The organism is Streptomyces sp. SCA2-17, from assembly GCF_044336695.1.
Genome location: NZ_CP117521.1, coordinates 360,605 through 380,532, shown reverse-complemented (window position 1 = coordinate 380,532; position 19,928 = coordinate 360,605). Strand labels below are relative to the sequence as shown.

20 protein-coding genes are annotated in these 19,928 nt (G+C 73.6%); 12 read left to right on the top strand and 8 right to left on the bottom strand.

Annotation, left to right across the window (positions count from 1 at the left end):
* Positions 1-30: 30 nt before the first annotated feature.
* Together PS271_RS01680 and PS271_RS01675 are read right to left on the bottom strand one after the other, a co-directional pair.
* On the bottom strand, positions 31-333 hold the full coding sequence (locus PS271_RS01680) for a hypothetical protein (RefSeq protein WP_120757238.1): 303 nt from the start codon (positions 331-333) through the stop codon (positions 31-33).
* 176 nt (positions 334-509) lie between these two features.
* On the bottom strand, positions 510-572 hold the full coding sequence (locus PS271_RS01675) for a hypothetical protein (RefSeq protein WP_398386619.1): 63 nt from the start codon (positions 570-572) through the stop codon (positions 510-512).
* 38 nt (positions 573-610) lie between these two features.
* On the opposite strand from PS271_RS01675, the gene PS271_RS01670 reads away from it, so the two are divergent.
* The 4 genes from PS271_RS01670 (at position 611) to PS271_RS01655 (ending at position 3,777) form a co-directional block, all read left to right on the top strand.
* A complete protein-coding gene (locus tag PS271_RS01670; protein ID WP_398379437.1) occupies positions 611-1,003 on the top strand; it encodes a YunG family protein in 393 nt (130 codons plus the stop codon).
* 110 nt (positions 1,004-1,113) lie between these two features.
* Positions 1,114-1,959 carry an SAM-dependent methyltransferase gene (locus PS271_RS01665; protein WP_398379435.1) on the top strand — a complete coding sequence of 282 codons (846 nt, stop codon included), beginning with the start codon at positions 1,114-1,116 and terminating at the stop codon, positions 1,957-1,959.
* 122 nt (positions 1,960-2,081) lie between these two features.
* Positions 2,082-2,903 carry a lysophospholipid acyltransferase family protein gene (locus tag PS271_RS01660; RefSeq protein WP_398379434.1) on the top strand — a complete coding sequence of 274 codons (822 nt, stop codon included), beginning with the start codon at positions 2,082-2,084 and terminating at the stop codon, positions 2,901-2,903.
* 163 nt (positions 2,904-3,066) lie between these two features.
* Entirely contained in the window at positions 3,067-3,777 is a 711-nt protein-coding gene (locus tag PS271_RS01655; RefSeq protein ID WP_398379433.1) for a hypothetical protein, read from the top strand.
* Between the two features lie 27 nt (positions 3,778-3,804).
* Here PS271_RS01655 and PS271_RS01650 read toward each other — a convergent pair whose 3' ends face one another.
* The 5 genes from PS271_RS01650 to PS271_RS01630 all read right to left on the bottom strand — a co-directional run bounded on the left by PS271_RS01650 (position 3,805) and on the right by PS271_RS01630 (position 10,536).
* The gene (locus tag PS271_RS01650) at positions 3,805-4,902 is read right to left on the bottom strand and encodes an isoaspartyl peptidase/L-asparaginase family protein (protein WP_398379431.1); all 1,098 of its coding nucleotides are present in this window, start codon (positions 4,900-4,902) and stop codon (positions 3,805-3,807) included.
* Positions 4,903-5,048: 146 nt separating this feature from the next.
* Positions 5,049-5,840, bottom strand: a complete 792-nt coding sequence (locus PS271_RS01645; protein ID WP_398379429.1) for a class I SAM-dependent methyltransferase — start codon at positions 5,838-5,840, stop codon at positions 5,049-5,051.
* Positions 5,841-6,056: 216 nt separating this feature from the next.
* Positions 6,057-8,222 carry a PIG-L family deacetylase gene (locus tag PS271_RS01640; RefSeq protein ID WP_398379427.1) on the bottom strand — a complete coding sequence of 722 codons (2,166 nt, stop codon included), beginning with the start codon at positions 8,220-8,222 and terminating at the stop codon, positions 6,057-6,059.
* Between the two features lie 329 nt (positions 8,223-8,551).
* On the bottom strand, positions 8,552-9,310 hold the full coding sequence (locus PS271_RS01635; RefSeq protein ID WP_398379425.1) for a response regulator: 759 nt from the start codon (positions 9,308-9,310) through the stop codon (positions 8,552-8,554).
* A complete protein-coding gene (locus tag PS271_RS01630; RefSeq protein WP_398379423.1) occupies positions 9,307-10,536 on the bottom strand; it encodes a sensor histidine kinase in 1,230 nt (409 codons plus the stop codon). The genes PS271_RS01635 and PS271_RS01630 overlap by 4 nt, the downstream gene beginning before the upstream one ends.
* A gap of 180 nt (positions 10,537-10,716) precedes the next feature.
* Between PS271_RS01630 and PS271_RS01625 the strand changes: the two genes are divergently transcribed.
* From PS271_RS01625 to PS271_RS01590, 8 genes are all read left to right on the top strand, one after another.
* Positions 10,717-10,956, top strand: coding sequence for a hypothetical protein (locus tag PS271_RS01625; protein ID WP_398379421.1), 240 nt, complete (start codon positions 10,717-10,719; stop codon positions 10,954-10,956).
* A gap of 77 nt (positions 10,957-11,033) precedes the next feature.
* Positions 11,034-11,483, top strand: coding sequence for a cupin domain-containing protein (locus PS271_RS01620; protein ID WP_398379419.1), 450 nt, complete (start codon positions 11,034-11,036; stop codon positions 11,481-11,483).
* 119 nt (positions 11,484-11,602) lie between these two features.
* Positions 11,603-12,151 (top strand): hypothetical protein, encoded by a 549-nt coding sequence (locus PS271_RS01615; RefSeq protein WP_398379417.1) that lies wholly within the window; start codon positions 11,603-11,605, stop codon positions 12,149-12,151.
* Between the two features lie 282 nt (positions 12,152-12,433).
* Positions 12,434-13,594: an alpha/beta hydrolase gene (locus PS271_RS01610; RefSeq protein ID WP_398379416.1), complete on the top strand. Its 1,161-nt coding sequence runs from the start codon at positions 12,434-12,436 to the stop codon at positions 13,592-13,594.
* A gap of 85 nt (positions 13,595-13,679) precedes the next feature.
* Complete coding sequence (locus PS271_RS01605) at positions 13,680-14,360, top strand: ArsR/SmtB family transcription factor (protein WP_398379414.1); 681 nt, start codon at positions 13,680-13,682, stop codon at positions 14,358-14,360.
* Positions 14,357-15,742, top strand: coding sequence for an MFS transporter (locus PS271_RS01600; protein WP_398379413.1), 1,386 nt, complete (start codon positions 14,357-14,359; stop codon positions 15,740-15,742). Before PS271_RS01605 ends, PS271_RS01600 begins: the two co-directional genes overlap by 4 nt.
* A gap of 57 nt (positions 15,743-15,799) precedes the next feature.
* Complete coding sequence (locus PS271_RS01595) at positions 15,800-16,993, top strand: alpha/beta hydrolase family protein (RefSeq protein ID WP_398379411.1); 1,194 nt, start codon at positions 15,800-15,802, stop codon at positions 16,991-16,993.
* Between the two features lie 149 nt (positions 16,994-17,142).
* Positions 17,143-18,765, top strand: a complete 1,623-nt coding sequence (locus tag PS271_RS01590; RefSeq protein WP_398379409.1) for an alpha/beta hydrolase — start codon at positions 17,143-17,145, stop codon at positions 18,763-18,765.
* A gap of 54 nt (positions 18,766-18,819) precedes the next feature.
* On the opposite strand, the gene PS271_RS01585 is transcribed toward PS271_RS01590, so the two are convergent.
* Positions 18,820-19,872, bottom strand: coding sequence for a polyprenyl synthetase family protein (locus tag PS271_RS01585; RefSeq protein ID WP_398379407.1), 1,053 nt, complete (start codon positions 19,870-19,872; stop codon positions 18,820-18,822).
* Between the last annotated feature and the right edge of the window lie 56 nt (positions 19,873-19,928).

The following is a 19,928-nucleotide window of genomic DNA, read 5'->3' as shown; positions in this document are numbered from 1 at the left end:
TACCTTGAGGACCCGGTCCTCGGGGCCGGTTCACCCTTCCGGGTTGGCCTCCAGGCAGGTCAGTTCGATGTCGTCGATGATGGCCTCGTTCGACTGCCCCTTCAGGTGCGCGACGTTCTCGATGCCGACCGCCATCCACCCCGACACGCTCATGACGAGCACCCGCAGCCCGTCCGTACCGTGCTCGGCGAGCACCCTGTCCGCCACCTTGAGGGCCTCCTCCGGAACCCGCTCCGCCGGTTCGAGGCCGACGATGGTGCGCATCAGCCCGATGGTGGTGTGCGAGATCTCCGGTGCGATCGCCCGCAGCCTCCGGTCCTCTTCCTCGTCCACGTGTCCTCGATTCTGTCTGTCAGCGGGTCACGTGGCAGCACCCTAGGCGCCCGTGCGCCGGGCCCGCGCCCTCACACCCGCGGGTGATCCCCGATGTGGGTGAACCGTGGTCAAGAAGCTCTCAAGTCGCCCTTGGATGTGGCAAGAACGCGCTCACAAAAAGACCCCGACCGGACTCAGATGCTCTGCGCGAAGCGGAAGAAGCGCCCGGGGCCGTACGTCTCCCGGACCCGGACCAGACGGTCGCTTGTCAGTACCCGGTGCCAGGATGCGTGTCATGACTCCTCGGCTTCTCACCGACATCGAACGGGCCGTCCGCAGCAGTTGGGACGCCGACACGTGCACACCCGAGTACAGGTCGCGGTGGACGCGGGGCAATCCGGCCCGCGACCAGTGCGGGGTGACCGCTCTCGTCCTCAACGACCTGCTGGGCGGCGAGCTCGTCCGGGGCGAGGTCCTGGTCGGCGGTGTGCGGACCGACTTCCACTGGTGGAACCGCCTGGGGGAGGGGGTGGAGATCGACCTCACGCGCGAGCAGTTCCACCCCGGGGAGATCGTCACCGGCGGTGTCGTCATACCGCGCCCGCCGGAGATCAAGCGCCTGCGCGAGGAGTACGAACTGCTGCGCGCCCGGGTGCTGGAGAAGCTGGCGGGTTCCGCGGAGGCGTAGGGGGCCGGGGGCTCGGACACGGCCCGATCATGGCCGGTTCGGCCCTGTGGTCGCCGGCGTGCGGCGGGCGAGGCTGATCACGACCGATCCCGCCAGCGAGAGGAGCACTTGTGACCGGCCGGAGCACGCCGCGCAGCGGCGAGGACGCGACCCGCGAGTACTACGACTCCAGTGACGTCGACGCCTTCTACGACGCGGTCTGGGGCGGCGAGGACATCCACACCGGCATCTACGCCCACCCCGGCGAAGCCGTCGCCGACGCCTCACGCCGCACCGTCGACCGGCTCGCGGACCGCCTCGCGCACCGGCTCGGCCCGGACAGCGCCGTCCTCGACCTCGGTTCCGGATACGGCGGCACCGCCCGCCGCCTGGCCGGGCGCTTCGGCTGCCGCGTCGTCGCCCTCAACCTCAGCGCCGCCCAGAACGAGCGGCACCGCGAGGTCAACGCCGCCCGCGGGCTGGACGGCCTCATCGACGTCGTCACCGGCTCCTTCCACGACGTACCGTGCCCCGACGGCAGCTTCGACGCCGTGTGCTCCCTGGAGGCCTTCTGCCACAGCGGCGACCGGCCGCGGGTGCTGAGCGAAGCCGTCCGCGTCCTCAAGCCCCGAGGGGCGCTGGCCTTCACCGACATCATGGCCGCCGAGGACGTACCGGCGGAGGTGCTGCGCCCGGCCGTCTCCCGCCTCGGCGTGGACGCCCTCGCCACCGTCGCCTTCTACCGGGAGCGGCTCGCGGAGCTGGGCCTCGCCGGCACCGGATTCGACGACCACAGCGGCCAACTGGTCACCCACTACGACCGGCTGACCGCAGAGACGGCGGCGCGCACGGCGGAGCTCGGCGGCCGCATCGGCGCCGCCTACCTCACCCACCTCAACGAGAACCTGCCCGTATGGGCCGACGCCGCGCGCCGCGGTCTGCTGCGCTGGGGCATCCTGCACGGCGGGCGCCCGTAATAATCTCGTAATCGTCCGTAACCAACTGGCCACGCTCTGGCTTGATTTGCTGTCTCCCCCTGATCGATACCCGCGAGTAGCGTGCCCCGGCGCGGGGGCCTCTCTGGGAGAAGGGCGTTGGCATGTTCTATTGCGCGTTCAGGGCCGTGGTGCTCGTGCCGCTGCTGCGGTGGCTCTTCCGGCCGCGGGTCGAGGGCCTGGGCCGGGTGCCGCAGCACGGCGGGGCCATCGTGGCGGGCAACCACCAGTCGTTCACCGACCAGTTCCTGATGGGCGTGATCCTGCGGCGCCGGATCAGCTTCCTCGCCAAGCAGGAGTACTTCACCGGCCGGGGCCTGAAGGGCCGGCTGGCCGCGGCTTTCTTCCGCGGCCTCGGGGCGATACCCGTCGACCGCTCCGGCCGGGCCGCCGGCCAGGCGGCCGTCGACGAAGGCGTGCGCGTGCTCGGCCGCGGCGAGCTCCTCGGCATCTTCCCGGAGGGCACGCGCTCCCACGACGGGCGGATGTACAAGGGCAAGGTCGGCGTCGCGGAGATGGCGATCCGCTCCGGCGTGCCCGTGGTGCCGTGCGCGATGATCGGCACGTTCGAGGCCCAGCCCGCGGGTCGGCGGCTGCCCCGCATGGTCCCCGTCACGGTCCGCTTCGGCGAGCCCCTCGACTTCTCGCGCTACGCGGGCATGGAGGACCAGCGGCACATCCTGCGGGCGGTCACGGACGAGATCATGTACGCGATCCTCAAGCTCTCCGAGCAGGAGTACGTCGACATGTACGCCGTCGAGGCCAGGGCGCAGCTCGCCGCCCACGGCACGCGGCTCGCGCCGGTCCCGGACCGTACGCCCGGCGACCGTGTGCCCGGCGATCGCACGCCCGGTGACCGTACGCCTGGTGACCGCCCGGCCGCCGTCCCGCAGGCGGCGCCCGGGGAAGGACGCCACGCGGCGTAGGAGACGCGGGAATCCGGCGGCGGCGGTCCGCCAGGGCGTGTGCCACGGAGCGGTCGCGCGGGGCGGCGCATCGTGGCTGGCACGGCCTCCGCCGATTCCCGGGAGACCGCGGCCGCAAGACCCGGGGGAGCCGCCCGCGGGGCTTCCCGTAGGCTCCCCGCCCATGAATGACGACGTGCGCAACATCGTGCTGGGCCTGGCCGCCAGCGGGATCAGTGCTGCCGCCGGCTGGTTCGTGAGGACACTGCTGTGGCGCCGGCAACTCCGGCGCAAGCAGGCGTTCTTCGGCCTCCCGAGCGGCTCGGAATGCCTGCTGGTGGTCAACCAGGACCCCGGCGCGAGCGGCTGGGGCGTCGCGCGGCACGACGCCTTCGCCCTGCTCGAACTCGCCGCGCTGATCAAGGAGTGCGGCGCGCACACGGACATCGTGGTGCACGACGCGGCCCGCCAGGGCATCGGCGTGCGCACCGAGTTCTGCGTCGGCGGGCCCGTGTCGAACCGGCGCACCGAGGCCCATCTGCGCTCCCTGCTGCCCGGCGTCCGGGTCGACTCCGGCAACGGCGGCCCGGACGGGGGCGCGGTCACCGTCGGCGGCGAGACGTACCGGGTGGACAAGGGCACGGCCGAGTACGTGCTGCTCGCCCGGCTGACGGGGCCCGGCGGCAGCCGGCCGGTCTTCCTCGCCTCCGGCCAGCGCAGCGTCACCAACCAGGCGGCCATACGGTACCTGGCCCGGAACCACGCCGGACTCGCCCGCCGCCACGGCATCGACGGCACGTTCTGCCTGCTGCTGAAGGTCGTGAACTCGGACGCGTACGGCCCGGACATGGTGGAGCTGGTCGCCGACGTCACGGAGGCGGCCACGGCCGGCTGACCCCGGCGGAGCGCCGAGGCGCGCCGGTCACTCGCCCGGGAACACCTTCGTGACCACCTTGCCGTCGGCGGTCACGTAGCCGTAGAACATGCCCTCGCTGCTGTACGGGGCGGCGAGCACGCCCCGCGGGTCGAGCGCGATCACGCCACCCGTGCCGCCCAGGGCGGTCAGCCGCTCGTGCACGACCTCGTGGGCGGCCGAGGCCACGTCCCGGCCGCCGAACTCCATCAGGTGGGAGACCGTCGCGGTCGCGGCGCCCCGCAGGAACACCTCGCCGTGCCCGGTCGCGCTCGCCGCGACCGTGCCGTTCTTCGCGTACGTGCCCGCGCCGACGACGGGGGAGTCGCCCACCCGGCCGGCCATCTTGTTCGTCGTCCCGCCCGTGGACGTCGCGGCGGCGAGGTCCCGCCCGCGGTCGACGGCCACGGCACCGACCGTTCCCATCGCGGCCTCGCCGCCCGCTGCCGCCGGCGTCCGCCCGCCCCTGCTGTGCTCCTTGGCCTTCATCAGGCTGTCCCAGCGGGCTTGTGTCCAGAAGTAGTCCTGGGTGACGGGCGGCAGGCCGTTGCGCGCGGCGAAGTCGTCGGCGCCCTGTCCGGCCAGCAGCACGTGCGGGGTCCGCTCCATCACGAGCCGGGCCGCGGAGACGGGATTGCGCACGTGCCGCACGCCGGCGACGGCCCCGGCCGCCAGATCCGAGCCGCGCATGACCGACGCGTCCAGCTCGTGCCCCGCGTCCTCGGTGAACACCGCGCCGCGGCCCGCGTTGAACAGCGGGTCGTCCTCCAGGACCCGTACGGCCGCCTCGACCGCCGCCACGCTGCCGCCGCCGTCCCGCAGTACCCGCTGCCCGGCGCGCAGGGCGCCGGCCAGCCCGTCGCGGTAGGCCTTCTCCGTACGGGCGTCGGTGTCCTCGCGCCGCAGCGCCGTCCCGGCGCCGCCGTGCACGGCCAGCACCACGCCGGTGGCCTCCGGCCGGGGCGGGGTCCCGCGGCCGGGCCCTACCGCCACGGACGTGGTGCCGGCGGGCTCCGCGGACGGCTGCGACAGCGCCGGGAGCGCCGCCACGACCGCCACCAGGGCGGCGAGTACGGGAACGATCCAGAGTCTCGAACGCACGCGCATGGGCCCTCTCCTCGCTCGCTCGGTGTCCCGCTCACCTTGCCGAGGGGAGCGCCGCGAGGGAACGGGAACCGGGGAAACGGCCCGGGAACGGCCGGGAAGGCTTCCTTGCCGCGGCGCGCGAGGGCGCCCTTACGGGCCGGCGGGGCTCACACGGGCTTGCGGGCCTCGATGAGGAAGCGTGACGAGTGGGCGACGAAGGGGCCGTCCGCCCGGATGCGCTCGTGCAGCTCCCGCAGGCGGTCGCGGTACTGCTCGACGCTGAAGCCCGGCACCATCCAGATCACCTTCCGCAGGAAGTAGATCACCGCGCCGACGTCGGAGAACTCCATGCGCAGCGTCTCGGCGCGCAGGTCGACGACGCCGAGCCCCGCGGCCTCCGCCTCCCGCCGCTCGTCGTCGGGGTGGCGCCTGCGCCGGACCTCCTCCGGCTGCGGCCCCAGGAAGTACTCGACCAGCTCGAAGGCGCTGGCCGGGCCCACGTGCTGCGCGAGGTACGCGCCGCCGGGCCGCAGCACGCGGGCGATCTCCTCCCACCACACGGTCGCCGGGTGGCGGCTCGTCACGAGGTCGAACGCCTCGTCGGCGAAGGGCAGCGGCGGCTCGTCGGGATCCGCGACCACGACCGCCCCGAGGGGGTGCAGCAGCTTCGTCGCCTTCGCGACGTTGGGCGGCCAGGACTCCGTGGCCACCATCGTGCGGGGCAGCCGGCGCGCGCCGGCGAGCACCTCGCCGCCGCCCGTCTGGACGTCGAGGGCCGCGTCCACGTGGGCGAGGCGCTCGCTCATCGTCCGCTGGTAGCCCCAGGAGGGCCGCTCTTCGGTGGCCCGGCCCTCCAGCCAGGAGAAGTCCCAGCCGGCCACGGGGACGGCCGCGGCCTCCGCGACCAGATCGTCGAAGCTGCGCTGAGCATCAGGACTGCCGGACGGCGTATATGACATATCAGAAGTAATACCCCAAAGGGTCAGGGTGTCCTTCACCACCGGTGCGGTGCGGCGCGCGCCCGGGCTACGGCTACCACCGGCTGATCCCGGAGTGGTCCACGAGCGGTACGGCCTGCCCCGGCGACGCCCGCGTGGGCCCAGTTCCACGACGTGAACTTGCCCGTGATCGCCGCCCACATCCGGGGCAGGTCCGCGGACCTGCCCCAGGGCGTCCTACGACTGCACGTTCGTACGCGCCTTGCCGTCGTGCGCGATCCAGTCCGTGAACGCGTCCTTGCCCGTACCGCGCATCCGCGCGCTGCTGAGCCGGTTGTCGAGGCCCATGACGACGACGACCGGGTTGCCCTTGCCGTCCAGTACGAGCCCGGGGACCCCGCGGTGCGGGATGCCGTCCTTGCCCCACGGCCCCGGCCGGCCCGAACCGGCGGAGAGCCGGATGCGGCCCTTGGCGTCGTGGTCCGTGAGGACGGTGGTGTTCCCGGCCTGGGCCACGGCGGGCCGGGCGTGGCCGCCGAGCGGCTCGCACTGGGCGGAGACCCGCCAGCCCTTGTCGTCGCCGAGCCGGTCGGCGACGAGCACGCGGGAGGTGTTCGGCTGGCGCATGACCATGCGCATGCCGCCGTTGGCGAGAGGGGCGAGGCTCAGCGGGCCGGTGGCGGCGGGGAGCTTGGTCGGCTCCGCCATCTGCAACGGGGACCCGGGGCCCTGCGACATCCAGTGGTGCACGGTCTTCGTGTCGGCGGCCACCAGGTGGATGCGGCCCTGGCTGTCGACGGCCGCGTCGAGCCCGTCCTCGGTCCGCACCGGCGGGCCGGTCGTGGGCAGCGTCTCCCAGCCGGAGAAGTCCTTGCCGCCGGAGCCGCTGCGGAAGGCGACCTCGCCCTCGAAGGTGCGGACGAAGACGTGCACCGTGCCGTCCTTGTCCGCGGCGGCGACCGGGTAGCCCATCTCCATCGTGCGGGCGGGGTCCTGCTCGGGCGAGTCCAGCGACTCCCAGGGGCCGAAGGCGGGGGTGCCGCCGTTGCTGCCGCTCTGCAGGGCGGTGACGACCTCGCGCCGGTGCGGCTGGTCCTTCACAGGCAGCACCGTGCGTATGGAGAACAACTGGAGGGTGCCGTCGGGGTGCCGCAGCGCCTGTATCTGGCCCTCCAGCATCGAGCCACCGACGGAGGTGGGCGTGGACCAGATGCCGCTGCCCGCCTTGGCCTCGGTCCAGCACTGCGCGGCGCCGTCGAGGAGGCCGAACGCCGCGAGGCGGCCGTCGGGCAGGGGCTGCACCCAGCGCATGGTGCCGGGAGCGCGGTGGCGGCAGTTGCTCGACCAGCCGCGGTACTTGGTGTGCGACGTGTTGCCGACCTTCCGGTCACCGCAGCCCGCGTCGTCGCCGCAGTCCTTGCCGTCGGCCCAGCCGTAGGTGTCGAGGAACTTGAGCTTGTGCTCCGTGGTGGCCTTGTCGAGGTTGCTGGGGAGGTGGGAGACCTCGTAGCCGACGTAGCTGTCCACGGCCGTCGGGCGGGTGTGCTTGCGGCCCCAGTACTCGGCGAGCGCGGCCTGGGCGAAGAACGCCGACGTGGTGTGGTCCTGGTGGTCGTACTTGGCTATGCCGCGCAGGACGGGCGGGGTGTTCGGGAACTCCGGCGGCTTGGGCAGGTGCGCCGGGTTCGGGTCCAGGGTGCGGACCACGGTCGGCTGATAGCGCTCGAAGATCGCGACGAGGGTGTCGATGACCTGCTGGCGGCCGTACTGGAAGGTGCGCTTGACCGGGCTGCCGGCCGGCAGGAGCGTCGTCAGCTTGGGCGCCGCCCCGAGCCACAGGCCGCGCAGGCTCTCCTGGCGGGGGTTGCGCAGGGTGCGGGCCTCGACCAGCTCCAGGAAGATCAGCTGGACCTGGGGGGCGGCGCGCAGCGTGTGGAGCTCGACCTGGATGCCGGGCAGGAGGGACAGCGCTTCGACGGTCCAGGGGCTGAGCCAGTCGCCGGTGGACATCTGGGCGGTCGCCTCGCGGAAGCCGTTGAGCCGGGCGCGGACGAATTCGCCGCGCTTCTCCGGCAGCCGCTTGTAGCCGCGGGCGTTCGAGAGCTCGTTGCGGCCGTCGGACTCGCCGCCGGTGAGGCAGACCGTGACGGAGGGGCCGCCGCCGAGGATCGACTGCTCCAGCTCCGGGTTCATGAAGTAGAGGGAGTCGTCGGGGTGGGCGATGACGTGCACGAACGACTCGGAGGTCGTGGCCTTCGCGGGCCGCACCGCGGTGCCCTCGTGCCCGGTCTCCTTCTTCGCGTCGGGCGCGAGCCACTGCCAGGCCCCCACCGCGCCCGTTCCGAGGACGATGCCGCCGCCCGCGACCTGGAGCACGCGTCGGCGCGGTATGTGCCCTGGCACAGGTATTCCCCCAACTCTGCTGCGCGGGACGCGCGCAGTGGAAAAGCGAATGGGCGATTAGAACTAATCGCCCATGGATCTTGAGTTCGATCTTATGAAACGCAACCTGCTGTTTCCCCGCTGTTTTGTAACAGCCGTACGTCGGCCGCATGTAGTTTCGTGCGCGGTTGCGCAACGCGGCCCGCGGGCGTGCGCGGTGGTGACCAAGGGTTGATCGGCGGCAACCGAGGGTTGCGCGGCGGTAGCGGAACGGGGCCCGGGGTGGGGCCCGGGGCGGCGTCCGGGAGGGCTGCCGGGGCGGTCGGGGGGGATGCCGAGGGTGGGGTAGGTCAGGTCTCCGTGTCGAGGCCGCCCGCGTCGTGGACGAGCAGGGCGATCTGCACGCGGTTGTTGAGGCCGAGCTTGGTGAGGACGCGCGAGACGTGCGTCTTGACCGTGGCCACGCTCAGATAGAGCGTGCGGGCGATCTCCGCGTTGGACTGCCCGCGCCCCACCGCGACCGCGACCGCCCGCTCCCGGTCGTTGAGCAGGGCCAGCCGCGCCCGCGCCCGGTCGCCGCGGGTGTCCCGCTCCTGCTGCTGCTCGTGCCCCGTGACCCGGGCGATCAGCTGCTGCGTCACGGCGGGGGAGAGGACCGGCTCGCCCGCCGCGACCCGGCGCACCGCCGCGACGATCTCGGCGGGCGGGGTGTCCTTGAGGACGAAGCCCGCCGCCCCGGCGCGCAAGGCCCGCAGCACCTGCTCGTCGGCGTGGAACGTGGTCAGGACGATGACCTCCGGGGCCTGCTCGCGGCTGCGCAGCTCCTCGGTCGCGGCCAGGCCGTCCATGGCCGGCATGCGGATGTCCATCAAGATGACGTCGGGCGCGTGCCGCTCGACGAGTGCGGCCACTTCCGTGCCGTCGGCGGCTTCGCCGACGATCCGGATGTCGGGCAGGCCGCCCAGCATGAACGACAGCCCGGCCCGTACGAGAGGGTCGTCGTCGACGAGCAGGACCCGGATCGGCGGGGTCTGCGGCGAGCCGGGACCGCTCGGAGCCGCCGGGTCCTGGGGGAGCCCGGGGCTGTGCGGGCGCTGCGGGACGTTCATAGCCGCCACGGTAGCCAGCCGTGGACACGGAAGCCGCCGTCAGGGGTGGGGCCGTGCGAGCAGCGGCCACCGGCGAGCGCGGCGCGCTCGGCCAGCCCGATGAGACCCTGCCCGGATCCGGGCACGGATGAACCTGCGACGCCCCGCCCCGCGGCCCCGTCCCTCCCGCCGTGCTCGCCCTGCCCGCCGCCCGGCGGGTTGGTGATCTCGACCGTCAGGCCCGCTTCCGCGGAGCCTGCCACCCGGACGCTCGCCTCGGCTCCCGCGGCGTGCTTCCGGGCGTTGGTCAGCGCCTCCTGCACGATCCGGTAGACCGTGCGGCCCGTGGCCTCCGGCACCGAGGCGGCGTCCGCCACCTGCTGGTCGAGCACCACCGCCATGCCCGCCTGCCGGGACTCCTCCACCAGTGCGTCCAGCGCCGCCAGGGTGGGCTGCGGGCGATCGCCGCCGCCGTCCGCACCGGGGGCACGCAGCACGCCGATCACCTCGCGCAGCTCCTCCAGGGCCTGGTGGGCGCTGTCGCGGATCACCCCGGCGGCCCGGGCGACCTGCGCGGGCGGCGCGTCCGGCCGGAACTCCAGCGCGCCCGCGTGCACGCACAGCAGCGACAACCGGTGCGCGAGGACATCGTGCATCTCGCGGGCGATGCGCTCCCGGGCCAGGCGCTGCGCCTGCTCCGCCCGGAGCTGTGCCTCCGTCTCCGCGCGGCGGGCGCGCTCGCGCAGGGACAGGACCAGCTGGCGCCGGGACCGGACGAACATGCCCCAGCCGATGACCGCGAGGACGAGCAGCACGCCCGTGGCCGTCGCGATGAGGAACGGCAGGTCGGGGTCGGGGCGCAAGGCCGCCTGCAACGGCTCGCTGACCAGGGCGAGCCCTCCGACGGCGGCCACGGTCCGGAACGGCCGGTGCACCGCCACCGTGAACACCGCCACGAGCATGGCCCCGCCGGCCGGCGGCAGGAACGTGCTGACCACGATCAAGGCCACGGCCAGGGGCACCGGCCACCGGCGGCGCGTCCACAGCGCCACGCAGGCGGCGGCGCCCACGATTTGATCGGCTACGAGGAGCGCGGGCGCGACGTCCGGCGCCTTGCGCAGGGCCTCGGCGTTCAGCAGCCCGATGACGGCCGCGAGCGCGAGGCAGAGGATGTCGACCACCCAGTCGCGAAAGCTGCGCGCCGGGCGCGGCCGCGCCTCCGTCATTTCCTCTGCTGTCCCGTCCATGAGCAGCCAATTTACTGAGCCGTGGGAGGGAGCGGGGGTGCTGGACAGCGGTCCTCTACCAAAGTCGCGGGAGACGAGACTTTGGATGATCCAAGGGTACGGAAGACGCTACTTCAGCCGGGGCCGGCGCAGCCTTCCGGGCGATGACCAGGGCCGGGTGGCGCCACGAGCATGGCAGGCATGAAGAAGACACTCGAAATCCTCGGCTTCATCCTTACGCTTCAAGGCCTGGCCGGCATCGTCCATGCCTTCACCGGCTGGTTCCACTACGGGGTCCTGGTGCGCCACCTCGGCTTCCTCGACGGTTACGAGATCTACGCGAGCATCGTGCTCGCCGTCCTCGGCGTGAGCATGCTCATAGCCTCCGACAAGGCCGACGCCTGGTCCGAGGCCCGGCCCGGCGACCGGAAGAACATCTGAAGCCGGACGCACACCTCAAGCCGGACGCGTACCTGAAAGGGGAGCGGCCGCCCGTGCGAGTGCGCCAGGATGGGCCCATGGCTGACAGCACTCCGGGCACCTCGGAACTGGTCGCACTTCTCGGTCTCCAACCGCACGTCGAGGGAGGGTGGTTCCGCGAGACGTGGAGGACATCGCATGAGGCCGTCCCCGACGGTTACGGCGGGCCCAGGGCGTTCGCCACGGGCATCTACTCCCTCCTCCATCCCGGCGAAGTCTCCCGCTGGCACCGCGTGCGCTCGGACGAGGTGTGGCTGTGGCACCGCGGCGGTCCTCTGCGGATGAGGCTCGGCGGCGCGGGCGGCAAGCCCGATGAGAGCGGGGCGTCGGAGGTGGTCGTGGGGCCGTCCGTCGAGCGCGGCGAGCAGCCGCAGTTCCTCGTCCCCGGCGGCGTATGGCAGTCGGCCGAGCCCGCGGGCAACGAGCCGGTCCTGGTGACCTGCGTGGTCGCCCCGGGCTTCGACGAAGCGGACTTCGAGATGGAGTAGGGGCGGGGGGCGGGGCGGGGGAGGGGGTGGCCGGTTCGGGCCGATGCGGCGGAGGAGCGGGCTTCCGTAGGCTCGTCGCGACAGGCGCGCATGTCCGTAAGCGGTTCCAGGGAGTTGACGTGTTGTACGCATTCGGCTTCGAACGGCTCGGCGTCGTGGTGAGCGACCTCTACTTCATCGACCCGGATCCGCTGCCCGGGCAGGAAACCCCCGAGCGAGGCGTACGGCTGGAGCTCAGGCTCTTCGAATGCGGCGAGCCGATCGGATCCATCTACGCCGCGCGGCCCATCACGATCGGCCGCCCACTGTGGCGGGTCGACCTGCTCCAGGACGCGGCCGCCGCCCCCGGCACCTTCGACCGCACACACCACCACCCCGACTTCGACGGCTGGATCCCCGGACCGCGGGTCTTCGTCAGGGAACTGTCCGCCGACCCCCTGCCCTGGCTGGCCGGCAAGCTCACCGACCTTCCCGCCCTGCTGAAGGAGACCGGCGTCCACCCGGGCGACGTCGCGGAGGCGGACGCGGCCGCGCTCCGCGCAGCCGTACCCGAGATCATGGACACCGTCCGCCGGCTGCTGGAGCGGGTCTGGGCCGGCGAGCTCGGCCGGCTGGCGGACGAGACCGGCACCGGGCCGGTCACCAGCGCGCGGATCAGCTGGCTGTAGCCGATCAGCCCGGGCAGTCGTCGCTGCCGACGGGCCTCCACCGCCGACGAGTCTCCACCACCGGTGAGTCCCCACTGCCGACGAGTCTCCACCGCCGGTGAGCCCCGCCGTCGGCGGACCCGGCGGCCCGGCTGTTGGCGGACCCGGCCGCCCCGCGGCCCGGCTGTCACCACCCCCCTACTGAGGTATCACCCCAGGGTTGGCTCCCAGGGGTGACGTGGTCCCTGACCTGCTCTTCCTAGCTTTCCCCCTGTCACCACACAGGGCGAGGGAGAGACATTCATGGGCCGCTTCAAGCGCACGCTGGTCGCCGCCGCGCTGGCCACCACGGTCATCGCCGGCACGGCGGGCTGGGCCGCCGGCAGCGAGCAGACGGCCGTCACCGGCCCGCCCGCGGGCGCGGCGGAATGGCGGGCGGACCACTCCCTGCACCGCACACTGCCCGACCCCGCGACGGCGACGCCGCGCGCGGTCGCCGCGTTCTTCGCCGGCCTCACGGAGGACCAGCGCAAGGACCTGGCGGCCCGTCACGCCCTGATCGTCGGCAACCTCGACGGCGCGCCCGCCACCCTGCGGTACGAGGCCAACGCCCGCGCGATAGCCACCGAGCGGGACAGGGCGCTGGCCCGGGCCGGGGACGCCGGCCTGACCCGCGCAGTACGCGAAGAAGCCCGCAAGCACGCCAACCGCTGCGAGCGGCTCCTCGCACCGGGCCGGCAGATCCTGGCCTTCGACCCGCGGGGGCGCGGCCAGGTCGCCGAGGTGTTCGGCGACCTGGCGACGGCCCGGCACACCGCCGTCGTCGTCCCGGGCTCGGACATCGACCTCGCCACGTTCGACCGCACGCACGACCGGTACGGCACCCCGGCCGGGATGGCCGCCGCGCTGCGGTCCGAAATGGGGCGCAGGGCGCCCGGCACCCCCACCGCCGTCATCGCCTGGGCCGGCTACACCACGCCCGTCGGCCTCGGCGTGGACGCCGCCACCGGCCGGCTTGCGCAGGCCGGGGCGGTCCGGCTGGAGCGCCTGCTCGTCGGCCTCTCCGCCGCCGCGGCCTCGCCCGCCGCGCCGCCGCCCGCCGTGTTCTGTCACAGCTACGGCTCGGTCGTCTGCGGCCTGGCCGCGTCCTCCATCGACCGCACCGAGGCGGCCGACCTCGTCGCGCTCGGCAGCCCCGGCATGCGGGCCGGCTCGGTGAAGGAACTGCGCACCGACGCCCGCGTCTGGGCGGCCGCGCGCAACTCCTCGGACTGGATCGGCAACGTGCCCAACGTCGACCTCTTCGGCCTCGGCCACGGCGCCGACCCGACCTCACCGGAATTCGGCGCCCGCACCGTCCCCACCGGCGGCGCCCGCGGCCACACCGGGTACTTCGCCCCCGGCACGGACTCCCTCCGCAACTTCGCGGACATCGCCCTAGGCGCGTACGCCTCGGTCCGCTGACCGTTCCGGGACTACGGATCCCACGGTAGGCCCAGGAACCCCCAAGGTTTCTTTGCAAAGAAACCTTGGGGGTTAGTCTGGGGCCATGACCGATGTGATCCTCGACGCCAAGGGGCTGCGCGCCCTGGCCCACCCCGTACGGGTGCAGCTCGTCGGGCTGCTGCGGGTGTTCGGGCCCTCGACCGCCACCCGGCTCGCCGAGCGGCTCGGCATCGCCTCGGGGGCGACCAGCTACCACCTCCGCCAGCTCGCCGCCGCGGGTTTCGTCGAGGAGGACACCGGCCGGGGCAACGCCCGGGAGCGCTGGTGGCGCGCCGTCCACCAAGTCACCCGGATCGACGACAAAGACCTTGCCGAGCAGGAGCCCGAGGCCGTGCTCGGCTTCTTCCAGGGCGTCGCCGCCGGCCAGACCCTCCTCACCCAGCTCGCCACCGCCGCGTACCCCGGCCTGCCGCGCCCCTGGCGCGAGGCGTTCGAGATGAGCGACTGGAACCTCAGGCTCACCCCGCAGGAAGCCGTGGAGCTCGGCAGCGAACTCCGGGCCGTCGTCGACCGGTACCGGCAGCACGCCCCCGGAGCGGACGCCCCCGCGGACGCCGGGCGCGTCTCCCTGATCCTGCAACTCCTGCCGGACCCGGGCCCGGCGGCTGATGCCGAGCGCGGACGGGGAGCCTCCGAAGGCGCACAGGCTGACGCCGAGCGCGGACGGGGAACCTCTGAAGGCGCACAGGCTGATACCGAGCGCGGGCCGGGGCGCGGCGCATGACCGGGTCCGTACCGTCACAGCCCGGCCCGATATCCGGGCGCAGCATCCGCCCCCTCGCCGGTGTCCTCGCCGCGACCGCCGTCGCCCTGACCGGCACGCGCGTCTCGGCGATCGCCCTGCCGTGGTTCGTGCTCGTCACCACCGGAAGCGCCGCCCTGACCGGGCTCGTCGCCTTCTGCGAGATGACCCCGTACGTGCTGGTGAAGATGTTCACCGGGCCCCTGGTGGACCGCGTCGGACCGCGCGTCGTGTCGTGGGCGGCCGACTCCCTCAGCGCCGTCGCCGCCGCGCTGATCCCCCTGCTCCACGCCTTCGGCCTGCTGCCCTTCGGGCTCCTGCTCACGCTCGTCGCGGTGATCGGCGCCGTGCGCGGGCCCGGTGACCTGGCCAAAGAGATCATGGTTCCGGAGGCGGCCGAACGCAGCAGGGTCCCGCTGGAGCGGGCGACCGGCCTGTCCGGCGTCACCGAACGCCTCGCCTCCACCGTCGGCCCGGCGGCCGGCGGCGCGCTCGTGGCGCTCCTCGGCCCCATGGCCGGCATCGTCGTCAACGCCGTCTCCTTCGCCCTGGGGTCGCTCGTCGTCGCGCTCGTCCTGCCCCGTGACATGGGCCGCGCCGTGCCGCCCGGAAACGAGCAACCGGACGGCCCGGATCGTGGCACCGTGAGTTCCACGAGTGCCGCCCAGCCCGGCGAACCGGCAGGCTACTGGCGCCGCTTCGGCGAGGGCTTCACATTCCTGCGCGGCGAACCCCTGCTGCTCACCGTCATCGTCATGGTCGGCATCACCAACCTCCTCGACGCGGGCTTCGCGGCCGTCCTCGTCCCCGTGTGGGCAGAACGGTCCGGGGACGGCCCGGCCGTCATCGGGCTCACGAGCAGCGCGGCAGGCATCGCCGCGGTCTGCGGCAGTCTCATAGCCGCCGCGCTCGCCCACCGGATGCGCCGCCGGCCCGTGTTCTTCGCCGGCTTCCTGCTCGCGGGCGCGCCGAGGTTCGTGGTGCTCGCCTGCGACGCGCCGCTGTGGGCGGTGGTCGCCGTCTTCGCGGTCAGCGGTTTCGGCGGCGGGTTCCTCAACCCCATCCTCGGCGCCGTCTCCTTCGAGCGGGTGCCGCGCGGCCTCCTGGGCCGGGTACGGGCGCTCGGCGACTCGCTGGCCTGGGCGGGCATCCCCCTGGGCGGCCTGCTCGCCGGGCTCGCCGTCACTTCCGCCGGGCTCGTGCCCGTGCTCCTGGCGGGCGGGGCGCTGTACTTCCTCACCACCAATCTGGCCGGACTGCGTCCGGAGTGGCGCGAGATGGACCGCGGGCGCGGAGGCGGGCGCGGGCTCGACGCGGAGGACTCCCGTACGGCGCGGAGCGAGGACGCCGCCGCCCTGCGATGATCATTTCCGACCTGCGGTCGATGCCCGGCGTGCGGTCGGCCGCATAGCGTAGTGATCATGATGTGGAAAACGCGGAAGACACCGCGGCGGTCCGTTGTGGCCGTCGCGCTCCTCACGGCCCTCGCCGTTCCCCAGATACCGGCCGCAGCCGCGGCCGCGTCGGCCCCGGGCCCGGCAGCGGCCGCGGCGGCGCCCGGGTACGCCGAGTCCGAGGCACCGGCCCGGCTCCCGGCGCCGACCGGCAAGGAGCCGGTCGGCACGAAGACGCTGCACCTTGTCGACACTTCACGACCCGACCCCTGGAAGCCTGCCGCCGGCAACCGGGAGCTCATGGTCACGCTCTGGTACCCGGCGCGGCACCAGGGGGACCTGAACGCCCCCTATATGTCGAAGCAGCTGTCCAAGGCGTGGCTCGGCAAGGAGGAGCTGGCCGGAGTGCGCACCAACGCCACCGCCGGCGCCCGGCCCGCCGGCAAGGCCCGGCCGCTGGTCGTCCTCTCGCCGGGCTTCGGGATGAGCCGTGCCTCGCTCACCGGGCTCGGTGAGGAGCTCGCGTCGCGCGGCTATGCCGTGGCCGCGGTCGACCACACCTACGAGGCTCCGGTGGAGTTCCCCGGCGGACGCGTCGAGACCTGCGAGATCTGCGGGAAGACCGACCTCTCCGCGGTCGCACCGAACAGGTCCAAGGACATCCGGTTCCTGCTCGACCAGCTGACCGGGCCCCGCAGCCCGCTCGCCGTCGACGCCCGCCGGATCGCCGTGGCCGGCCACTCCATCGGGGGCGCGAGCGCGGTGCAGGTCCTCCACGACGACCCGCGCGTGGACGCCGCCGTCAACCTCGACGGCAACTTCCAGCCGAAGCTCGCCGACGGAGTGAACAAGCCGGTGCTGCTCCTGGGCGCGCATCGCGGCGAACTCGCCGGTCCCGAGGCGGACCCCCAGGACCCGAAGGTGAACTGGGAGCAGGCCTGGCCCCGGCTGACGGGCTGGAAGCGCTGGCTCGACGTCCCTGAAGGCGGGCACATGACCTTCACCGACGCCCCGTGGCTCGTCGACCGGTTCGGCCTGCCGGGCCGGCTGCCGCCCAGTGACGTCAAGAAGGCGTACGGCACCCTGCACGGCCCGCGCTCGACCGCCCTCACCCGCGCCTACGTGGGCGCGTTCCTCGACCGGCACCTGCGCGGCACCCCGAGCCCGCTCCTCGACCGGCCGTCCCCGGCCTATCCGGAAGTGACCTTCCTGAAGAAGTAAGAAGTCACCTTCCTGAAGAAGTAAGCGGACGTCAGCAGCGGGCCCCGGGGTGGCACCAGTACCACCCCGGGAACGGATACCAGAGGGATCGCCCACGGCCCCGCCGCCCGGGAACATCGAACCGTCAAGAAAAGCGCCCAGGAGGTTCGATGTCCGAGTCCAGGAAGCCGCGACGGTCCCTCTCCGCCGCATCCCTCGTGCCCGCCGCAGTGGCCGTCGTGATCGCGGCCACCGCGCTCCCGGCGGGCACCGCGGCCGCGGCACCCCGGGCGGCCGGAACGTCGCACACAGCCGGGGCGTCCTACGCGGCCGGCCCGTCGCACACCGCCGCGGCGGTGACCGTGCCCGAGCGCTACGCGGCCCAGAAGCTCGCCTGGAAGCCCTGCCCCGAGGTCGCGCCCGGCCTGGAGTGCGCGCAGATGACCGTCCCGCGCGACTGGCACGCCCCGGACGCCGGCAAGGACCTCACGATCGCCGTGTCGCGCGTGAAGGCGAGCGACCCCGCCCACCGGCGCGGCGTGCTCATGATGGCCGCGGGCGGCCCGGGCGGCTCCGGCCTCAAGCGGCCGGCCGGGCTCGCCAAGAGCGCGCCTTCCATAGGCGCCGCCTACGACGTCGTCAGCTTCGACCAGCGCGGCGTCGGCGCGAGCACCCCGGTGCAGTGCCAGACCCAGGAAGAGCTCGACGCCTTCTTCGCCGGGGACTTCCGCGACCGCTCGCCCGAGGCCGTCCAGCGCGTCCTCACCAACTCCCGCAAGCTCGCCGAGGCCTGCGGCGCGCAGCACGGCGACCTCCTCCCGTACATCACCACCGAGCAGACCGTGCGCGACATGGACCTCCTGCGCACTCTGCTCGGCGAGCGGAAGATCTCCTACTACGGGGCCTCCTACGCCACCATGGTCGGCGCGTACTACGCCTCCCTCTTCCCGCAGCGCGTCGAACACGCCGTCCTGGACAGCAACATCGCCTTCGACGGCACCTGGGAGGACTTCGAGACGGGCCAGCCGATGAGCTTCCAGCGCCGCTTCGAACAGGACTTCCTGCCCTGGCTCGCGAAGAACGACGCCACCTACCACTACGGGAAGACCGCCGCCGAGGCCAAGGCCACCTGGGAGCGCCGCCGCGGCGCCCTGCACGACCGGCCCCTCAGCCTCGACGGAGGCAGGACCAAGGGCAAGACCCTCGACCCCAACCGCTTCGACAGCGGCACCATCCAGGCGATCTACAACTCGCAGCAGGGCTTCCCCGGCCTCGCCACGGCCCTGGCCGCGCTGGAGCACTGGGACTCCGCCACGGCCGCGGAACGGCAGCTCGTCGACAAGGTCTACGGCGCGTACCTCTCCCCGAACTTCTTCGCCGAATTCCTCTCCGTCACCTGCGCCGACACCCCTTGGACGCGCGACACGGGCCACTGGGTCCGGCGCAGTGCCGAGGACACCGCGAAGTACCCCCTGATGGGCGCCAGGGAGCTCGCGTTCGCCGCCACGTGCGCGGCGTGGCCCACGTCTCCCGGCCCGCGCGTCAAGGTCACCGGCAAGGGGATGCCGCCCGTCCTGATGCTCAACTCCCTGCACGACCCCGCCACGTACTACGAGGGCGCGCAGCGCGCCCACCGGGCGCTGCGCGGCTCGCGCCTGGTCACGGTTCCCGGCGGCGACCACGGCGTCTACGGCGACGGCAACGCCTGCGCCGACGGGATCGTGAACAAGTACTTGCTGTCGGGAGAGCTGCCCGCACGAGACGTCACCTGCGAGGCGGCACCGGCCAAGTAGTACGGGTGGCCGCCACGGGAGACCGGAAGCTCCCGCAGCATCCTGCCGCCCTCCCTACAGCCGCCGCTCCAGCAGCTGCGCGGAGAGCGCGGCGAGTTCACCGGTCGCGCTCTCCGCGAGCCCCGCGCCGCGCAGGCACGCCTGCGCGGCCGCGGCGTGGCGGCGCGCCTCCTCCAGGGCGAAGTCCCGGCCGCCCGCCGCCTCCACCAGGGCCGCCGCACGCTGCGCGGCAGCGGCGTCCGGGACGGCCTCCGAGCCCAGCAGCCGGGTCAGTTCGCGGCCGGTCGCACTGCCGCCCCGGGCGACGGCGGCGAGCACCGGCAGGGTCTTCTTCCGCCGCAGCAGGTCGCTGTGCACCGGCTTGCCCGTCGTGAGCGGGTCGCCCCAGATCCCCAGCAGGTCGTCCACGGCCTGGAACGCCACGCCGAGCCGCCGGCCCGCCTCCGCGAGCGCCCCCGTCTGCAGCGCGGGGGCACCCGCGAGGACCGGGCCCAGGGACAGCGCGCAGCCGATCAGGGCGCCGGTCTTGCGGCCGGCCATCGCCTCGTACTCCGGTATGCCCACGGCGTCCGGCCCGGCCCACGGCCGGTCCTCGAACAGCAGGTCGTCGGCCTGCCCGCGCACCAGCTCGCCCAGGCAGTCCGCGAGGTGTGCCACCGCCCGGCCCGCGTGCCCGCCCCCGGCCCCCGCCACCGTCTGCACGGCGAGCGCGAACAGCGCGTCGCCCGTCAGGACCGCGGGGCCCGTGCCGAACGCCTTCCACGCCGCGTCACGGTGCCGCCGCCGCTCGTCCCCGTCCATGATGTCGTCGTGCACGAGCGAGAAGGTGTGCACCAGCTCGACGGCCACCGCCGCCTGCACCGCCGCCTCCGCGGGCGCCCCGGCCGCCTCCGCGCCGAGCAGGGCGAACGCCTGGCGGACGCCCTTGCCGCCGGGGGACGGGGCCGGTGCCCCGTCGGCCTCGCACCAGCCGAACGAGAACGCCGCCATCCGGGCCGGCAGCGGGTGCAGCGTCGCCACGGCCGCTCTGAGGGCCGGCTCCACCAACTCCCGGGCACGGGCCGTCGCCTGAGGCGCGGGGGTGCGGAGACCGGTCTGCGTGGGCATGGGGCTTCTCTTTCCTGTGGGTGGGCCCTGAGGCGGGCCTGTGAGGGGCCCGAGGC

What these genes read in the sequence shown, in the direction of transcription:
- PS271_RS01670 (WP_398379437.1), top strand. Translation starts at nt 611, where the DNA reads ATGACTCCTCGGCTTCTCACCGACATCGAACGGGCCGTCCGCAGCAGT.
- PS271_RS01660 (WP_398379434.1), top strand. Translation starts at nt 2,082, where the DNA reads ATGTTCTATTGCGCGTTCAGGGCCGTGGTGCTCGTGCCGCTGCTGCGG.
- PS271_RS01655 (WP_398379433.1), top strand. Translation starts at nt 3,067, where the DNA reads ATGAATGACGACGTGCGCAACATCGTGCTGGGCCTGGCCGCCAGCGGG.
- PS271_RS01650 (WP_398379431.1), bottom strand. Translation starts at nt 4,902, where the DNA reads ATGCGCGTGCGTTCGAGACTCTGGATCGTTCCCGTACTCGCCGCCCTG.
- PS271_RS01645 (WP_398379429.1), bottom strand. Translation starts at nt 5,840, where the DNA reads ATGTCATATACGCCGTCCGGCAGTCCTGATGCTCAGCGCAGCTTCGAC.
- PS271_RS01635 (WP_398379425.1), bottom strand. Translation starts at nt 9,310, where the DNA reads ATGAACGTCCCGCAGCGCCCGCACAGCCCCGGGCTCCCCCAGGACCCG.
- PS271_RS01630 (WP_398379423.1), bottom strand. Translation starts at nt 10,536, where the DNA reads ATGGACGGGACAGCAGAGGAAATGACGGAGGCGCGGCCGCGCCCGGCG.
- PS271_RS01625 (WP_398379421.1), top strand. Translation starts at nt 10,717, where the DNA reads ATGAAGAAGACACTCGAAATCCTCGGCTTCATCCTTACGCTTCAAGGC.
- PS271_RS01620 (WP_398379419.1), top strand. Translation starts at nt 11,034, where the DNA reads ATGGCTGACAGCACTCCGGGCACCTCGGAACTGGTCGCACTTCTCGGT.
- PS271_RS01610 (WP_398379416.1), top strand. Translation starts at nt 12,434, where the DNA reads ATGGGCCGCTTCAAGCGCACGCTGGTCGCCGCCGCGCTGGCCACCACG.
- PS271_RS01605 (WP_398379414.1), top strand. Translation starts at nt 13,680, where the DNA reads ATGACCGATGTGATCCTCGACGCCAAGGGGCTGCGCGCCCTGGCCCAC.
- PS271_RS01600 (WP_398379413.1), top strand. Translation starts at nt 14,357, where the DNA reads ATGACCGGGTCCGTACCGTCACAGCCCGGCCCGATATCCGGGCGCAGC.
- PS271_RS01595 (WP_398379411.1), top strand. Translation starts at nt 15,800, where the DNA reads ATGATGTGGAAAACGCGGAAGACACCGCGGCGGTCCGTTGTGGCCGTC.
- PS271_RS01590 (WP_398379409.1), top strand. Translation starts at nt 17,143, where the DNA reads ATGTCCGAGTCCAGGAAGCCGCGACGGTCCCTCTCCGCCGCATCCCTC.
- PS271_RS01585 (WP_398379407.1), bottom strand. Translation starts at nt 19,872, where the DNA reads ATGCCCACGCAGACCGGTCTCCGCACCCCCGCGCCTCAGGCGACGGCC.